This window comes from Enterobacter cloacae complex sp. P14RS (genome assembly GCF_014895895.1).
In the GTDB taxonomy this organism is placed as follows: domain Bacteria; phylum Pseudomonadota; class Gammaproteobacteria; order Enterobacterales; family Enterobacteriaceae; genus Enterobacter; species Enterobacter bugandensis.
The window spans coordinates 270,630-284,681 of sequence record NZ_JADBQM010000011.1; the positions used below are offsets into that span (position 1 = coordinate 270,630).

General features: G+C 55.8%; 13 protein-coding genes. 4 read left to right on the forward strand and 9 right to left on the reverse strand.

Translation table 11 applies throughout. The features are described from left to right. Positions 1-265 precede the first annotated feature (265 nt). The 9 genes from panD to thpR form a co-directional block, all read right to left on the reverse strand. Positions 266-646 carry an aspartate 1-decarboxylase gene (panD, locus tag IM295_RS10535; protein ID WP_003856284.1) on the reverse strand — a complete coding sequence of 127 codons (381 nt, stop codon included), beginning with the start codon at positions 644-646 and terminating at the stop codon, positions 266-268. Between the two features lie 32 nt (positions 647-678). Then, a complete protein-coding gene (gene panC / locus IM295_RS10540; RefSeq protein ID WP_008501942.1) occupies positions 679-1,530 on the reverse strand; it encodes a pantoate--beta-alanine ligase in 852 nt (283 codons plus the stop codon). Positions 1,531-1,541: 11 nt separating this feature from the next. Further along, positions 1,542-2,333 carry a 3-methyl-2-oxobutanoate hydroxymethyltransferase gene (gene panB, locus IM295_RS10545; RefSeq protein ID WP_028015550.1) on the reverse strand — a complete coding sequence of 264 codons (792 nt, stop codon included), beginning with the start codon at positions 2,331-2,333 and terminating at the stop codon, positions 1,542-1,544. A 123-nt stretch (positions 2,334-2,456) separates the two neighbouring features. After that, the gene (folK, locus tag IM295_RS10550) at positions 2,457-2,936 is read right to left on the reverse strand and encodes a 2-amino-4-hydroxy-6-hydroxymethyldihydropteridine diphosphokinase (protein WP_047367349.1); all 480 of its coding nucleotides are present in this window, start codon (positions 2,934-2,936) and stop codon (positions 2,457-2,459) included. After that, positions 2,933-4,330, reverse strand: coding sequence for a polynucleotide adenylyltransferase PcnB (gene pcnB / locus IM295_RS10555; RefSeq protein ID WP_028015552.1), 1,398 nt, complete (start codon positions 4,328-4,330; stop codon positions 2,933-2,935). The genes folK and pcnB overlap by 4 nt, the downstream gene beginning before the upstream one ends. 42 nt (positions 4,331-4,372) lie before the next feature. Beyond that, a complete protein-coding gene (gene gluQRS / locus IM295_RS10560) occupies positions 4,373-5,263 on the reverse strand; it encodes a tRNA glutamyl-Q(34) synthetase GluQRS (protein WP_193066656.1) in 891 nt (296 codons plus the stop codon). Between the two features lie 59 nt (positions 5,264-5,322). Then, entirely contained in the window at positions 5,323-5,778 is a 456-nt protein-coding gene (gene dksA / locus IM295_RS10565) for an RNA polymerase-binding protein DksA (RefSeq protein ID WP_013095632.1), read from the reverse strand. A gap of 176 nt (positions 5,779-5,954) precedes the next feature. Next, complete coding sequence (sfsA, locus tag IM295_RS10570) at positions 5,955-6,659, reverse strand: DNA/RNA nuclease SfsA (RefSeq protein WP_041911210.1); 705 nt, start codon at positions 6,657-6,659, stop codon at positions 5,955-5,957. Continuing rightward, positions 6,649-7,203, reverse strand: coding sequence for an RNA 2',3'-cyclic phosphodiesterase (gene thpR, locus IM295_RS10575; RefSeq protein ID WP_059357885.1), 555 nt, complete (start codon positions 7,201-7,203; stop codon positions 6,649-6,651). The genes sfsA and thpR overlap by 11 nt, the downstream gene beginning before the upstream one ends. A 73-nt stretch (positions 7,204-7,276) precedes the next feature. Between thpR and hrpB the strand changes: the two genes are divergently transcribed. The 4 genes from hrpB (at position 7,277) to IM295_RS10595 (ending at position 14,040) form a co-directional block, all read left to right on the forward strand. Then, complete coding sequence (hrpB, locus tag IM295_RS10580; protein WP_193066657.1) at positions 7,277-9,706, forward strand: ATP-dependent helicase HrpB; 2,430 nt, start codon at positions 7,277-7,279, stop codon at positions 9,704-9,706. Between the two features lie 145 nt (positions 9,707-9,851). After that, positions 9,852-12,377, forward strand: a complete 2,526-nt coding sequence (gene mrcB, locus IM295_RS10585; protein ID WP_045631651.1) for a bifunctional glycosyl transferase/transpeptidase — start codon at positions 9,852-9,854, stop codon at positions 12,375-12,377. 333 nt (positions 12,378-12,710) lie between these two features. Beyond that, positions 12,711-13,283 (forward strand): fimbrial protein, encoded by a 573-nt coding sequence (locus IM295_RS10590; RefSeq protein ID WP_193066658.1) that lies wholly within the window; start codon positions 12,711-12,713, stop codon positions 13,281-13,283. 43 nt (positions 13,284-13,326) lie between these two features. Continuing rightward, positions 13,327-14,040 carry a molecular chaperone gene (locus IM295_RS10595; RefSeq protein WP_193066659.1) on the forward strand — a complete coding sequence of 238 codons (714 nt, stop codon included), beginning with the start codon at positions 13,327-13,329 and terminating at the stop codon, positions 14,038-14,040. The last annotated feature ends 12 nt before the right edge of the window (positions 14,041-14,052 follow it).

Here is a 14,052-nt window from a genome sequence, read left to right on the forward strand (position 1 = left end):
AAAAAGATCTTGAAAATGATCTCAAAAAAAACACTGGGGGTTATTTTTTATTGCGTTGATATGCTATTGGCAGGCTTGGATTATTAATGGCATTGATTATTTTCCCTTCGTATATAACTGAGGGGAATGTTTATTTAAGAAAGGAGACGCGAAAAGAGAGATGAAAATAAGAGAAATGAGTAAAGAGATGCTATTTACATAATTCACTATGATGTGTTTTTTCCTGTTAAGGAGCGGATCCAGAGGGTTCCGCTCCTTGTTGGAATCAGGCAACCTGAACCGGAATCGCCTTTGCGGTGCGCTTCATTTCATTGTCGCCTTCGAAGTAGGCCACTTTAGGCTGCCAGCGGCGGGCTTCTTCGTCAGACATCATCACGAAGCTGGCGATGATCACAATGTCGCCCACGTCCGCACAGTGCGCCGCAGCGCCGTTAACGGAGATGATTTTAGAACCGCGCTCGGCGGCAATCGCATAAGTAGAGAAGCGTTTACCGTTGTTCACGTTCCAGATATCAATCGCTTCGTTTTCAAGGATACCCGCCGCGTCGAGAAAATCCTGGTCAATGGCGCAGGAGCCTTCATAGTGCAGGTCGGCCTGCGTGACTTTCACACGGTGAAGCTTACCTTGCAGCATTTTGCGAATCATTACGTTTACCTTTAATTATCAAGGGCGAAGAACTACGCCAGCTCAACCACTTTATTGTCAATCAGGCGTGCCTGGCCGAGCCATGCCGCCACCAGGATGACTGCGCGCTTGCTGTTCTGAGTTAATTCCAGCAGCGTATCAGCATCACGAATTTGTACGTCGTCAGCACGAAGGCCCTTATCGTTAAGCGCCTGCTCGGCAAGGGCAATAATCTCTTCTGCTGTTAACTCTTTTGCCAGCATCTGCTCTGCCATGGTGTTCATAACCTTGCTCAGGCCCGGCGCGATTTTACGCTGTTCGGCGGTCAGGTAACCATTCCGCGAGCTGAGTGCCAGACCGTCTTTCGCACGCACAATCGGTACGCCGACGATCTCAATATCGTAACCCATGTCAGCAACCATCTTGCGGATCAGCGCCAGCTGCTGGAAATCTTTCTCACCGAAGCAGGCAACGTCCGGCTGCACCAGGTTGAACAGCTTGCTGACGATGGTGGAGACGCCGCGGAAGTGGCCCGGACGGCTTGCTCCTTCCAGCATGGTGGAAATGCCCGGGACGTCAACGTAGGTCGCCTCTTCGGTACCCTGCGGGTAAACGTCCGCCGGTGCAGGTGAGAAGACGATATCCGCGTGGCGTTTTTTGAGCTTCTCGCAATCTTCCTGCAGGGTGCGCGGATAGCGTGCCAGATCGTCGGCGCGGTCAAACTGCATGGGGTTCACGAAGATACTGACCACCACGATATCTGCTCGCGCACGGGCTTCGTCGACGAGCTTCATGTGGCCGTCATGCAGGTTGCCCATGGTCGGGACCAGTGCGATACGTTTACCTTCCTGACGCGCGCGGCGGATATGCTGGCGAAGCAGCGGCAGGGTTTCAATGATTAGCACAACGAGACTCCTTAATGGAAACTGTGTTCTTCACCCGGGTAAACACCGGATTCAACGTCGGCAATATACTGCCTGACCGCAGCGCGCATGTCGCCCGCTTCAGTGAGGAAATTTTTGGCAAATTTCGGGATATGCCCACCAGTAATACCAAAGGCGTCGTGCATCACCAGAATCTGACCGTCGGTCACGTTGCCTGCACCAATACCAATCACCGGAATGGAGAGTGCGTCGGTGATGCGTTTCGCCAGCTCAACCGGCACGCACTCCAGCACCAGCAGTTGTGCGCCAGCGGCTTCCAGCGCCAGGGCATCCTCAAACAGCGTCTGCGCTGCGTCGCCGCGGCCCTGCACCTTATACCCGCCAAAGATGTTGACGGACTGCGGGGTCAGGCCCAAATGACCACACACCGGCACGGCGCGTTCGGTGAGCATTTTCACCGTCTCCACCAGCCAGGCGCCGCCTTCAATTTTGACCATGTTAGCACCAGCGCGCATCACTGCCGCCGCGTTTTCAAATGCCTGCTCTGGCGTGGCATAGGCCATAAACGGCAGGTCGGAAAGCAGAAGGCTGCCTGGCGCACCGCGGCGTACCGCACGGGTGTGATATGCAATATCTTCGACCGTGACCGGCAGGGTGGAATCATGTCCTTGTACCGTCATCCCTAACGAATCTCCGACCAGCATGACGTTGATCCCCTCTTCGGCAAACAGTTTGGCGAAGCTGTAGTCATACGCGGTGATGGTGGCGAAGCGTTTTTTTTCCTGTTTGCATTTCTGCAGTAAGGAGATGGTGGTTGGTTTCATACTGTTTCCTGATAGCCCAAAAGCGAATCTTTGCGCATTCTAACAGTAACATTCGAGGGAACAATGATTTTAGGCAACCGATTAACCACAATTATTTTGTGGTCAACCGGTGAGGGAAGAGGATCACCAGCGAGCGGGTCTTTCCGCGTTCAGGTTGTCCAGAACGGCCTTGAGCGGGATGCCTTCCGGGAAGGTGAGATCGGGCGCCACTTCAAAGAGCGGCCAGAGCATAAAACCACGATTTTTCATGTCGTAATGCGGTACGGTGAGGCGTTCAGTGTTAATCACCTCATGGCCGAACAGCATAATATCGAGATCAAGCGTGCGCGGCCCCCAGCGTTCGGCTTTGCGTACGCGCCCCTGCTGCAGTTCGATGCGCTGAGTGTTGTCCAGCAGCGTTTCGGCATCGAGGGATGTTTCCAGCACCACGGCGGCGTTCAGATAATCAGGCTGATCCTGCGGGCCTAGCGGCGGCGTGCGGTAAAAGGAGGAGACCGCCACGATACGGCTTTGCGGGATCTCACCCAGCGCCTGTACGGCAGCATTCACCTGCTCCAGCGGAGAGGCTAAATTGCTGCCGATGGCGATATACGCGAGGGTCATGCTGTTCCTTCACGCCGCGGTGCGCGTTTGCGCGGACGACGATGACGGCGACGCGGGGCAGGTTCTTCATCCAGCCCGGTCAGCATATCTTTCTGCTCCGGCGGGGCGGAAACCTGGAATTCGGCCCACCACTGCGCCAGGCGCTGCAGCTCCTGATTGCGTTCAGTTTCCGCACGCAGCGACAGCAGGTCGAAGGCGGCGCGGAACTTTGGATGCTCCATCAGCTTCCAGGCACGTTTGCCCTGACGGCGGGACATGCGCAGCTGAAGCTGCCAGATGTCGCGCACCAACGTAGTAATACGTTTTGGGATAGCCAGCGTGCGGCACCCTTCGTCCAATACATCGTTCGCGGCCAGCGCGAAGGCATCGTAATAGGCGAGGCCGCTCTCCTGGGTGATTCTTTGAGCCGTTTCCAGCAGCGGGTACCAGAACATTGCCGCAAACAGGAATGCCGGGTTCACGCGCATATCGTTATGGATGCGGGTGTCAGTATTTTTCAGCACCTGCGCAATCATCCGCTCCATTGGGCTGTCACCGTTTTCGGTGAAGTAACGGGTAATGGTCGGGAACAGAGGCTGGAACAGGTTGTATTCGCGCAGCAGATTGTAGGTTTCGAACCCGTAGCCGGCCTGCAGCAGCTTCAGCGCCTCTTCAAACAGGCGGGCAGGCGGCACGTCGTTAATCAGCGTCGCCAGACGCGGGATCGGCTCTGCGGTTTCCGGGCTGATGCGCATGTTCAGCTTGGCGGCAAAACGCACGGCGCGCAGCATGCGCACCGGATCTTCACGATAGCGCGTTTCCGGCGTGCCGATCAGGCGGATCAGACCCTCTTTCAGGTCCTGCATGCCGCCGACGTAATCACGCACGGTGAAATCCGCCACGCTGTAATAAAGGCTGTTGATGGTGAAGTCGCGACGCTGGGCATCTTCTTCGATAGAGCCGAAGATATTGTCGCGCAGCAGCATACCGTTCTGGCCGCGCTGTGACGTGGTGCGGTCGGATGCACCCGCTTCGTGGTGGCCGCGGAAGGTCGCCACTTCGATGATTTCCGGCCCAAACATCACGTGAGCCAGACGGAAACGGCGGCCAACGAGACGGCAGTTGCGGAATAATTTACGCACCTGCTCGGGCGTGGCGCTGGTCGTCACGTCGAAATCTTTCGGTTTTTTGCCCAGCAGTAAATCACGCACCCCACCGCCAACGAGATAGGCCTCGTAGCCCGCTTTATTCAGACGATAGAGTACCTTGAGGGCATTTTCACTGATATCTTTGCGGGAAATATTGTGCTGCTCACGCGGAATAACCGACATGTGTGGCTGTGCAATAGCGTCGTTCGCCATGCTCTCTTCGCGGCTTAGCACTTTACGGCAAAAATTAGCGACTCGGGTAAAAATGGTACACCTCGTAGTGTGTTTTGTTATGAAAAAAGCGGCTAATCATAGCTCAGCGCAACGCATTTGAGAATGCTGGATTTTTGGCACTGCCGCGAGCGTCCAGTTGGCAATGGCTATTTTCAGCAATTCGTCAATGCGCAGATCCTGCCATTCGTTGGTTACATTCTGGTTGAGAAATCGCAGCGCGTCGATCAAAACAGGACGCGGATCGCCGTCTGGCAGGGCCGGGGCGTGGTTTTGCTTGGAGAGCTTAACGCCCTGCGCATTGACCGCCAGCGGCAGATGAATGTAATCCGGCGCCGTCCAGCCAAACTGATGATAAAGCGAGATTTGCCGTACGGTCGGTTCGACCAGGTCCGCCCCGCGCACAATTTCCGTCACGCCCTGGAAATTATCGTCGACGACCACCGCCAGGTTATACGCAAACAGACCATCACGACGGTGAATAATAAAATCTTCACATGCCAGACGTTCATCCGCCCTAATCTCACCGGAGAGCCGATCGCGGAAGCGAGTGACGGGCGCGCGCTGTAGCAAGCGTACGGCGGCATTTTCCGGGGGAAGATTCAGCGTGCGGCAGTGGCCGTCATACACACCTCCCACGCTCTGGATACGCGCGCGGGTGCAGGTGCAGTTATAGGAGAGTCCCTGAGCGCTGAGCCAGGCCAGACGTTCCCGATAAGCCTCATGACGTTGTGACTGCCACAGAACGTCGCCGTCCCAGTGAAGACCGTAATGTTCCAGCTGACGCAGAATGGTGTCTGCAGCACCGGGAACTTCACGCGGAGGGTCAATATCTTCGATGCGGACGAGCCATTTACCCTGACTGGCGCGAGCCTGCAGGTAGCTGCCAAGCGCGGCAATTAATGAGCCGAAGTGTAATTCACCGGAAGGAGATGGCGCAAAGCGCCCAATATAGTGTGATTCAGACATATCAACAGTAACAAGGCGGGAGAGACTCCCGCCTTTGAAGTGTATAAACAGCGCTGGCGTTAGCCGGCCATCTGTTTTTCGCGGATTTCGGCCAGCGTTTTACAGTCGATGCACAGATCGGCGGTTGGACGCGCTTCCAGGCGACGAATACCGATTTCAACACCGCAGGATTCGCAGTAGCCAAAATCTTCGTCTTCGACTTTTTTCAGCGTTTTCTCGATCTTTTTGATCAGCTTGCGTTCGCGGTCACGGTTACGCAGTTCGAGGCTGAACTCTTCTTCCTGAGCGGCACGGTCTACCGGATCCGGGAAGTTAGCAGCTTCATCCTGCATATGCGAAACGGTGCGATCCACTTCATCCCTGAGTTGATTACGCCATGCTTCAAGAATACGCTTGAAGTGCGACAGCTGGGCTTCGTTCATATACTCTTCGCCCGGCTTCTCTTGATACGGCTCCACCCCAGCGATGGCGAGAATACTCAGGGACGATGTTTTACGGTTTTGCCCTTCTTGCATGTTGCTTCTCCTTAACACGCACTATCGATCCCCGTGTTGGGGGAAAAATCAGGTCGCTATAAATAGCAGATGCTTTTCCGTATGGCAATTATCTAAACGTAACACTTGACAAGCCTGTGAGGAAAAGCGTATTTGCGCACGCGGCCAGAACACTTATTCATCAATCGTCTAATCCCTTATAAGACAATGGGAAGAGACGATCTCAGAGTCATATTATCGGCAGAAAGTTCCGCTTTATAAGCTAAAACCTCTACCCCCTGCTTTTGTGCCTCATTCAACAGTTGTGCGTATTTAGGATCGATATGGCGGGCAGGGGAAAACCGTTCAATCGCTGTATGCAACACCGCAAACAGCAATACGGCGCGTTTGCCCGCCGCCGCAACACTCATTAGCTCTCGCAGATGCTTCTGCCCGCGTAGCGTTACCGCATCCGGAAAGAAGCCATTTTCCTGTTCCGCTAACGTCACTGATTTTACTTCAATATAGCACTCAGGACGGCCTTCCGCCTGTAACATGAAGTCAATTCTGCTGCCTTCATCGCCGTATTTCACTTCTGTTTTATGCGTACCGTAACCCACCAGTTCGGGAATGGCGCCATTCGTCAGCGCTTCCTTAACCAGCTGATTTGCACGCAGAGTATTAACACAAATAAACGCCCCGTTTTGCGTTTCGGTTATTTCCCAGGTATGGGGATATTTGCGTTTAGTATTTTCTGAAGTGGAATACCAGACCGTGTCACCCGGCGCGGCGCAACCGGTCATGGCGCCGGTGTTGGGGCAGTGCAGGGTGAGCTCTTCGCCTTCCGGCGTCACTACGTCGGCGAGGAAGCGTTTGTAGCGTTGGATCAGCGTGGCGGACTGGAGTGCAGGACTAAACTTCATCGGAATTCCTTGTGGTGTCGCCCAACGTCCAGCGCTGTAGCGGCCTGTAGCGGGTGCGTCCCCGTGCAAAGACGGATTCATAAAGCGCGAATTCATTAACCGGAAAAGCCCAGTGAAAACCCGGCGGCGGAATGGCAACGGCCTGCCCGGCATCGCGCAGGAGCGTGACGTGCGGATGAAACGGCTGCGGGCTCTGGTAACAGCCACTGCGCGCTGCCTGCGCGCGCAACATATTGGCGAGCTGTAACAACCCGCGCGGCGGCTGGCGCGTACCCAGCCAGACCACGCGCGAACGCAGCCACTGACCCGCATCGTCAAGGTGCAGCGTAAACGCCGGCTGGACAATACGCCCGGCCATGGCGGCTAATGCCCGCTGTTTTTCGGCGCTCACGTCACCCAAAAAGGCCAGCGTCAGGTGCAGGTTTGCCGCCGCAACGGGTCGGCCCGCTTCCGGTGGAAAATGTTCCGCGCGCCAGCGAACGATTTGCCGCTGAAGGGGGGTGGGCAATTCAATGGCAAAAAACAGCCGTTTCGAATCAGACATACGGGGGACTCGGTAATGATATGCGCCGATGCTACAATGTACGCCGACTAATGTTAACCCTCTGGAGCTGTTAGTGTCCTCATTGCCGGTCGCCGTCGTTCTTCCTGAGCTTCTCGCTGCCTTACAACATGCCCCGCAGGTTTTGCTTAACGCGCCTACGGGGGCGGGTAAATCTACCTGGCTGCCGCTGCAGATCCTTAAAGAGGGGAAGATTGCCGGGAAAATTATCCTGCTGGAGCCGCGCAGGCTGGCCGCGCGCAACGTGGCGCAGCGCCTGGCGGAACTGCTGAATGAAAAACCGGGTGAAACGGTAGGCTACCGGATGCGCGCCGAAACCTGCGTCGGCCCGTCCACGCAGCTTGAGGTGGTCACCGAGGGCATTCTTACCCGCATGCTGCAAAACGACCCGGAGTTGAACGGCGTCGGGCTGGTGATCCTGGATGAATTCCACGAGCGCAGCCTGCAGGCCGATCTGGCCCTCGCGCTGTTGCTCGATGTTCAGCAGGGGCTGCGCGACGATCTGCGGCTGCTGATTATGTCGGCGACGCTGGATAACGAGCGGCTACGACAGGCAATACCCGATGCGCCGGTCATCAGCTCAGAAGGACGGGCATTTCCTGTTGAGCGTCGCTATCAGCCGCTTCCTGCCCATCAGCGCTTTGACGAAGCGGTAGCTATTGCCACTGCAGACCTGCTTCGCCAGGCGCCCGGCTCGCTGCTGCTATTTTTACCTGGCGTGGGCGAGATTCAGCGCGTGCAGGAGCGGCTGGCCTCCAGGGTGGGCAGTGACGTACTGCTTTGCCCGCTCTATGGCGCCCTGTCGTTGACCGAGCAGCGTAAAGCCATCCTTCCCGCCCCGGCGGGGCAGCGTAAAGTCGTGCTGGCAACCAACATTGCCGAAACCAGTTTGACCATCGAAGGCATTCGCCTGGTGGTGGATAGCGCGCAGGAGAGGGTGGCGAGCTTTGATCCGCGCACCGGGCTGACTAAACTGCTGACACAACGCATCAGTCAGGCGTCAATGGTGCAGCGCGCGGGCCGTGCGGGGCGTCTTGAGCCGGGTATTTGCCTGCATTTGACCAGCGCGGAGCAGGCTGAACGCGCGGCACAGCAAAGCACGCCGGAGATTTTACAAAGCGATCTCTCCGGGCTGGTGATGGATCTCCTGCTGTGGGGCTGCCCGGATCCTGAACAGCTCACCTGGCTTAATCCACCGCCTGTCGTGAATCTCGCCGCCGCGCGCAGCCTGCTCACCCAGCTTGGCGCGCTGGAAGGGGAACGTCTGACGGCGCGCGGTCAGAAAATGGCGGCGCTGGGCAACGATCCGCGTCTGGCGGCGATGCTGGTGGCCGCTCAGGGCGAAGATGAAATTGCCACAGCGGCGAAACTGGTGGCTATTCTTGAGGAGCCGCCGCGCGGAGGCAGCAGCGATCTGGGGCAGGCGTTTTCGCGCAATCAGGGAAACTGGCAGCAGCGGGCGCAGCAGCTGTGCAAACGCCTGAACTGCCGGGGCGGTTCACCTGACGGCGATAAGATTGCCTCCCTTCTGGCGCTGGCCTTCCCGGACAGGATTGCGCGCCGCCGCGGGCTGGATGGACGCTACCAGCTGGCAAACGGCATGGGGGCGATGCTGGACAGCGATGATGCCCTGACGCGACATGAATGGCTGCTCGCGCCGCTCCTGCTTCAGGGCAGCCAGTCTCCTGATGCCCGTATTTTACAGGCGATTGCCGTAGACATAGATGCCCTGACGCGTATCTGCCCGCAGTTGCTCCAGCAATCGGACATCGTGGAATGGGATGACGCTCAGGGGACGCTAAAGGCGTTTCGGCGTAGTCAGATTGGCAAACTGATCCTCGGGACGAAACCGCTGGCGAAGCCGTCGGAAGAAGAGTTACACCAGGCAATGCTGAACGGCATTCGGGAAAAGGGCCTTAACGTCCTGAACTGGACGCCGGAAGCTGAACAGTATCGCATTCGTCTGCACTGCGCCGCGAAGTGGCTACCGGAATACGGCTGGCCCGCGGTGGATGATGAGACGCTGCTCGCGACGCTTGAGCAGTGGCTGCTGCCGCAAATGAGCGGCGTGCACTCTCTGCGCGCCCTTAAGGCGCTTGATGTTAAGACCGCGTTACAGAATTTACTGGACTGGTCATTACGTCAACGTCTGGATAGTGAGCTTCCTGGGCATTACACTGTGCCCACCGGGAGCCGGATTGCCATTCGTTATCATGAGGATAATCCTCCGGCGCTGGCGGTTCGGATGCAGGAGATGTTTGGTGAGGCAACCACGCCGTCTATTGCGGAAGGGCGGGTGCCGTTGGTGCTTGAGCTGCTCTCGCCTGCGCATCGTCCGTTGCAGATCACCCGCGATCTGGGAGCGTTCTGGGCGGGGAGCTACCGTGAAGTGCAGAAAGAGATGAAAGGGCGCTACCCCAAACACATATGGCCGGACGATCCGGCGAATACGGCGCCGACGCGGCGGACGAAGAAATATTCGTAGTGGGGAAAGTGCGGCCTGATGCCCTCACCCCGGCCCTCTCCCACGGAGAGAGGGAGAAAACCAATTTTGAGAGATTTCTTCTTTCACAGGCCTGTGAAAGAAAAGAAAATCTGGCCTTTGCGCCTGAAAGTTGCGGAGAAAAAGCATGGCGGGGAATGACCGCGAGCCAATAGGACGTAAGGGAAAACCCGCGCGTCCGGCGAAAGAAAAGGTAAGCCGTCGTCGCCTCAGAGATGAGGAGTATGACGATGACTATGAAGACGATTATGAGGATGAAGAACCCATGCCGCGTAAAGGAAAAGGCAAAGGGCGTAAGCCTCGTGGGAAGCGCGGCTGGTTCTGGCTGCTGCTGAAGCTGTTCATTGTTTTTGTTGTGCTGATCGCGATTTACGGCGTTTATCTGGATCAGAAGATCCGCAGCCGTATCGACGGGAAAGTCTGGCAATTGCCGGCGGCAGTGTATGGTCGCATGGTGAACCTTGAGCCGGACATGTCCATCAGCAAGAACGAGATGGTGAAACTGCTGCAAGCTACGCAGTATCGTCAGGTCACGAAAATGACCCGCCCGGGCGAATTTACCGTCCAGGCGAAGAGCATTGAGATGATCCGCCGCCCGTTCGACTTCCCGGACAGCAAAGAGGGGCAGGTGCGCGCGCGTCTGACTTTTGACGGCGATCGGCTGGAAACTATTGAGAACATGGACAATAACCGCCAGTTCGGTTTCTTCCGTCTTGATCCGCGTCTGATCACCATGCTCTCGTCCGCCAATGGCGAACAGCGCCTGTTCGTGGCGCGTAACGGCTTCCCGGATCTGCTGGTGGATACTCTGCTGGCAACCGAAGACCGCCATTTCTACGAGCACGACGGTATCAGTCTCTACTCCATCGGCCGTGCGGTGCTGGCGAACCTGACTGCGGGTCGTACCGTGCAGGGGGCGAGTACGCTTACCCAGCAGCTGGTGAAGAACCTGTTCCTCTCCAGCGAGCGTTCTTACTGGCGTAAAGCCAACGAAGCGTACATGGCCGTGCTGATGGATGCGCGCTACAGCAAGGATCGTATCCTTGAGCTGTACATGAACGAGGTGTACCTCGGCCAGAGCGGCGATAACGAGATCCGCGGCTTCCCGCTGGCGAGCCTGTACTACTTTGGCCGTCCGGTGGAAGAGCTCAGCCTTGACCAGCAGGCGCTGCTGGTGGGCATGGTGAAAGGGGCGTCCATTTATAACCCGTGGCGCAACCCGAAACTGGCGCTGGAGCGTCGTAACCTGGTACTGCGTCTGCTGCAACAGCAGCAGGTGATTGACCAGGAATTATACGACATGCTTAGCGCACGTCCGCTGGGCGTGCAGCCGCGCGGTGGGGTGATCTCTCCGCAGCCTGCTTTCATGCAAATGGTGCGCCAGGAGCTGCAAAGCAAGCTCGGTGATAAGGTCAAAGATCTCTCCGGCGTGAAGATCTTCACAACCTTTGACTCGGTAGCCCAGGACGCGGCAGAAAAAGCGGCGGTGGAAGGCATTCCGGCGCTGAAGAAACAGCGCAAGCTCTCCGATCTGGAAACCGCGATGGTGGTGGTTGACCGTAACACCGGCGAAGTGCGCGCGATGGTGGGCGGCGCAGAGCCGCAGTATGCGGGCTACAACCGTGCCATGCAGGCGCGTCGTTCGATTGGCTCTCTGGCTAAACCGGCGACCTATCTCACCGCGCTGAGCCAGCCGAATTTGTATCGCCTGAACACCTGGATCGCCGATGCGCCAATCTCCCTGCGTCAGCCTAACGGCCAGGTCTGGTCACCGCAGAACGATGATAAACAGTTCAGCGGCCAGGTGATGCTGGTGGATGCGTTAACCCGCTCCATGAACGTACCTACGGTTAACCTCGGTATGGCGCTGGGCCTGCCGGCCATTGTCGATACCTGGCAGAAGCTGGGCGTACCGAAAGATCAGCTGCACCCTGTTCCGGCGATGATTCTGGGGGCGCTTAACCTGACGCCGATCGAAGTGGCGCAGGCGTTCCAGACCATTGCCAGCGGGGGTAACCGCGCACCGCTCTCTGCCCTGCGTTCGGTGATTGCCGAAGATGGCTCCGTGCTGTATCAGAGCTTCCCGCAGGCTGAACGTGCCGTTCCTGCGCAGGCGGCCTACATGACGCTGTGGACGATGCAGCAGGTTGTGCAGCGCGGTACCGGTCGTCAGCTGGGGGCGAAGTATCCTGGTCTGCATCTGGCGGGTAAAACCGGGACCACCAACAACAACGTCGATACCTGGTTTGCCGGTATTGATGGCCGTGAAGTGGTGATCACCTGGGTAGGCCGTGACAACAACCAGCCGACCAAACTTTACGGGGCGAGCGGGGCGATGTCGATTTACCAGCGCTACCTGGCGAACCAGTCACCTGTGCCGCTGAACCTGGTCGCGCCGGAAGATATCGTCGATATGGGCGTGGATGGTTCCGGGAACTTTATCTGCGGCGGCGGGATGCGTACCCTGCCGGTCTGGACGACCAACCCGGACTCACTGTGCCAGCAGAGCCAGCCTGAACAGCCAACGGGCAACCCGTTCGATCAATCTTCTCAGCCGCAGCAGCCGCAGCAACAACCGGCCCAGCAGCAGAACGAGAAGAAAGACAGTGATGGCGTGGCCGGCTGGATCAAGGATATGTTTGGTGGGAATTAATTAATTCCCTGAATAAAAAGCCGCTTTAATATAAAGCGGCTTTTTTGTTTTTTACATTCTGCAATTTTTAAAAAAATTAAATATCTAATTTAGAATTTTTAAGTTCTCGTTTTTTTCATCTAAAACATGCATTTGAAATCTTCTACATGTTGCATAACTTTATCCTCTCTGGACACAATGAAGAATAATCTGATGTAATCGCCATAAGAAATTCACTGGCTCAAAGGATATTCCTATTTAGTCAGTCATGTGTAACATGCTGGATAACATTTCGACTCAAAATATTTGTAGTGCGAATGGATGCCACAATTGTCAAATATAAGGATATTTTTCATGAACAAAAAAATTGTCTCTACATTTTTAGCCGGAAGCGTTATGGCCGCGCTGTCTCTGCCTGTATTTGCGTCAAACGATTCCGGTACGGTGAACTTCGCCGGAAAAATTGTTGCCGATACCTGTGAAATTAACGTTGATGGCACAGGGACTAACGCTTCCACCGTCACTTTCGCAGATACCTATCCTTCGGATTTTGGCGGTGACGGTACGGTTGGCACCTCAAAAGCCTTTAAGATTGAAGTGAAAAAATGTGATCCGCTGGTCGCTAAACTGAACCTCAAGTTTAGCGGCACGACAACAGACGCCGCTAACAAGCGTTTGAAGAACGATCTGACTGGCGCAGGCAATGCGACCAACGTTGGCATCATCGTCAGCAATGAGAACGGCGCTAAAGGCGATGTTGTTTTCGACGGTTCAGTACCGGATGCGGGTACCGATGTGAACAACGACGCGACCGGGGCAACGGCTTCTGTCTTTAACTACACCGCGAAAGTGATTCAGGTGGGGGATACCGCGCCAACCGCGGGCCATTACTCCTCCTCTGCAACATTCGAGGTTGTCTATCGCTAAGCAATGACGGGCAGCCTGAACGGCTGCCTTTTTGGAACATTGTATGAAGACTTTATTTAAATTGTTATGTGGTTGTTTAATTATTTCCTGCTGTTCAGTACAGGCAAGTGTTGTTCTCGGTGGTACGCGAATTATTTATCCATCGAATAAATCAGAAGTTCAGATAGCACTTAAAAATAAAGATCCGCATACACGTTATCTGGTGCAAAGCTGGGTCACTTACCCCAATGATGCGAAAGCGCCGTTTATTATTACTCCCCCTGTTTACAAATTGCAGGAAAATCGTCAAACCCTTTTGCACGTTATTTTTACCGGCGATAAAAAAAGCCTGCCCGTAGACCGGGAATCTCTGTTTCTGGCAAACGTTAAATCCGTATCGGCACTCTCGCCGGAGCTGAAAGAGAAAAACACGCTGCAATTTGCAATGAAAACGCGGCTGAAGCTTTTCTGGCGTCCGGCTCAGCTGAAGGAAAGCGATGCCCTGGAAGCCTACGCAAAAATCACATTCAAGCGTCAGGGCGACACGCTAATTGCAAACAACCCGACCCCGTTTTACGTCTCGTTTGGCGAGCTGGCCGTTGGTGGGAAAAGTGTTCCGGTGAAAGAGACCAAAACCACGCCAGGCGCCATTTCAATGATGGTGGCTCCGTTCAGCGAGCAGCGTTTCGCGTTACCGAATTCAGCAAAGGGCGCGGTGACCTGGACAGCAATCAATGATTTCGGTGGGCAAACCCCGCAGCGTAAGCAGGCTCTTTAAATCATCATGTTG

What these genes read in the sequence shown, in the direction of transcription:
- dksA (WP_013095632.1), bottom strand. Translation starts at nt 5,778, where the DNA reads ATGCAAGAAGGGCAAAACCGTAAAACATCGTCCCTGAGTATTCTCGCC.
- folK (WP_047367349.1), bottom strand. Translation starts at nt 2,936, where the DNA reads ATGACCCTCGCGTATATCGCCATCGGCAGCAATTTAGCCTCTCCGCTG.
- mrcB (WP_045631651.1), top strand. Translation starts at nt 9,852, where the DNA reads ATGGCGGGGAATGACCGCGAGCCAATAGGACGTAAGGGAAAACCCGCG.
- panB (WP_028015550.1), bottom strand. Translation starts at nt 2,333, where the DNA reads ATGAAACCAACCACCATCTCCTTACTGCAGAAATGCAAACAGGAAAAA.
- IM295_RS10595 (WP_193066659.1), top strand. Translation starts at nt 13,327, where the DNA reads ATGAAGACTTTATTTAAATTGTTATGTGGTTGTTTAATTATTTCCTGC.
- sfsA (WP_041911210.1), bottom strand. Translation starts at nt 6,659, where the DNA reads ATGAAGTTTAGTCCTGCACTCCAGTCCGCCACGCTGATCCAACGCTAC.
- thpR (WP_059357885.1), bottom strand. Translation starts at nt 7,203, where the DNA reads ATGTCTGATTCGAAACGGCTGTTTTTTGCCATTGAATTGCCCACCCCC.
- gluQRS (WP_193066656.1), bottom strand. Translation starts at nt 5,263, where the DNA reads ATGTCTGAATCACACTATATTGGGCGCTTTGCGCCATCTCCTTCCGGT.
- panD (WP_003856284.1), bottom strand. Translation starts at nt 646, where the DNA reads ATGATTCGCAAAATGCTGCAAGGTAAGCTTCACCGTGTGAAAGTCACG.
- IM295_RS10590 (WP_193066658.1), top strand. Translation starts at nt 12,711, where the DNA reads ATGAACAAAAAAATTGTCTCTACATTTTTAGCCGGAAGCGTTATGGCC.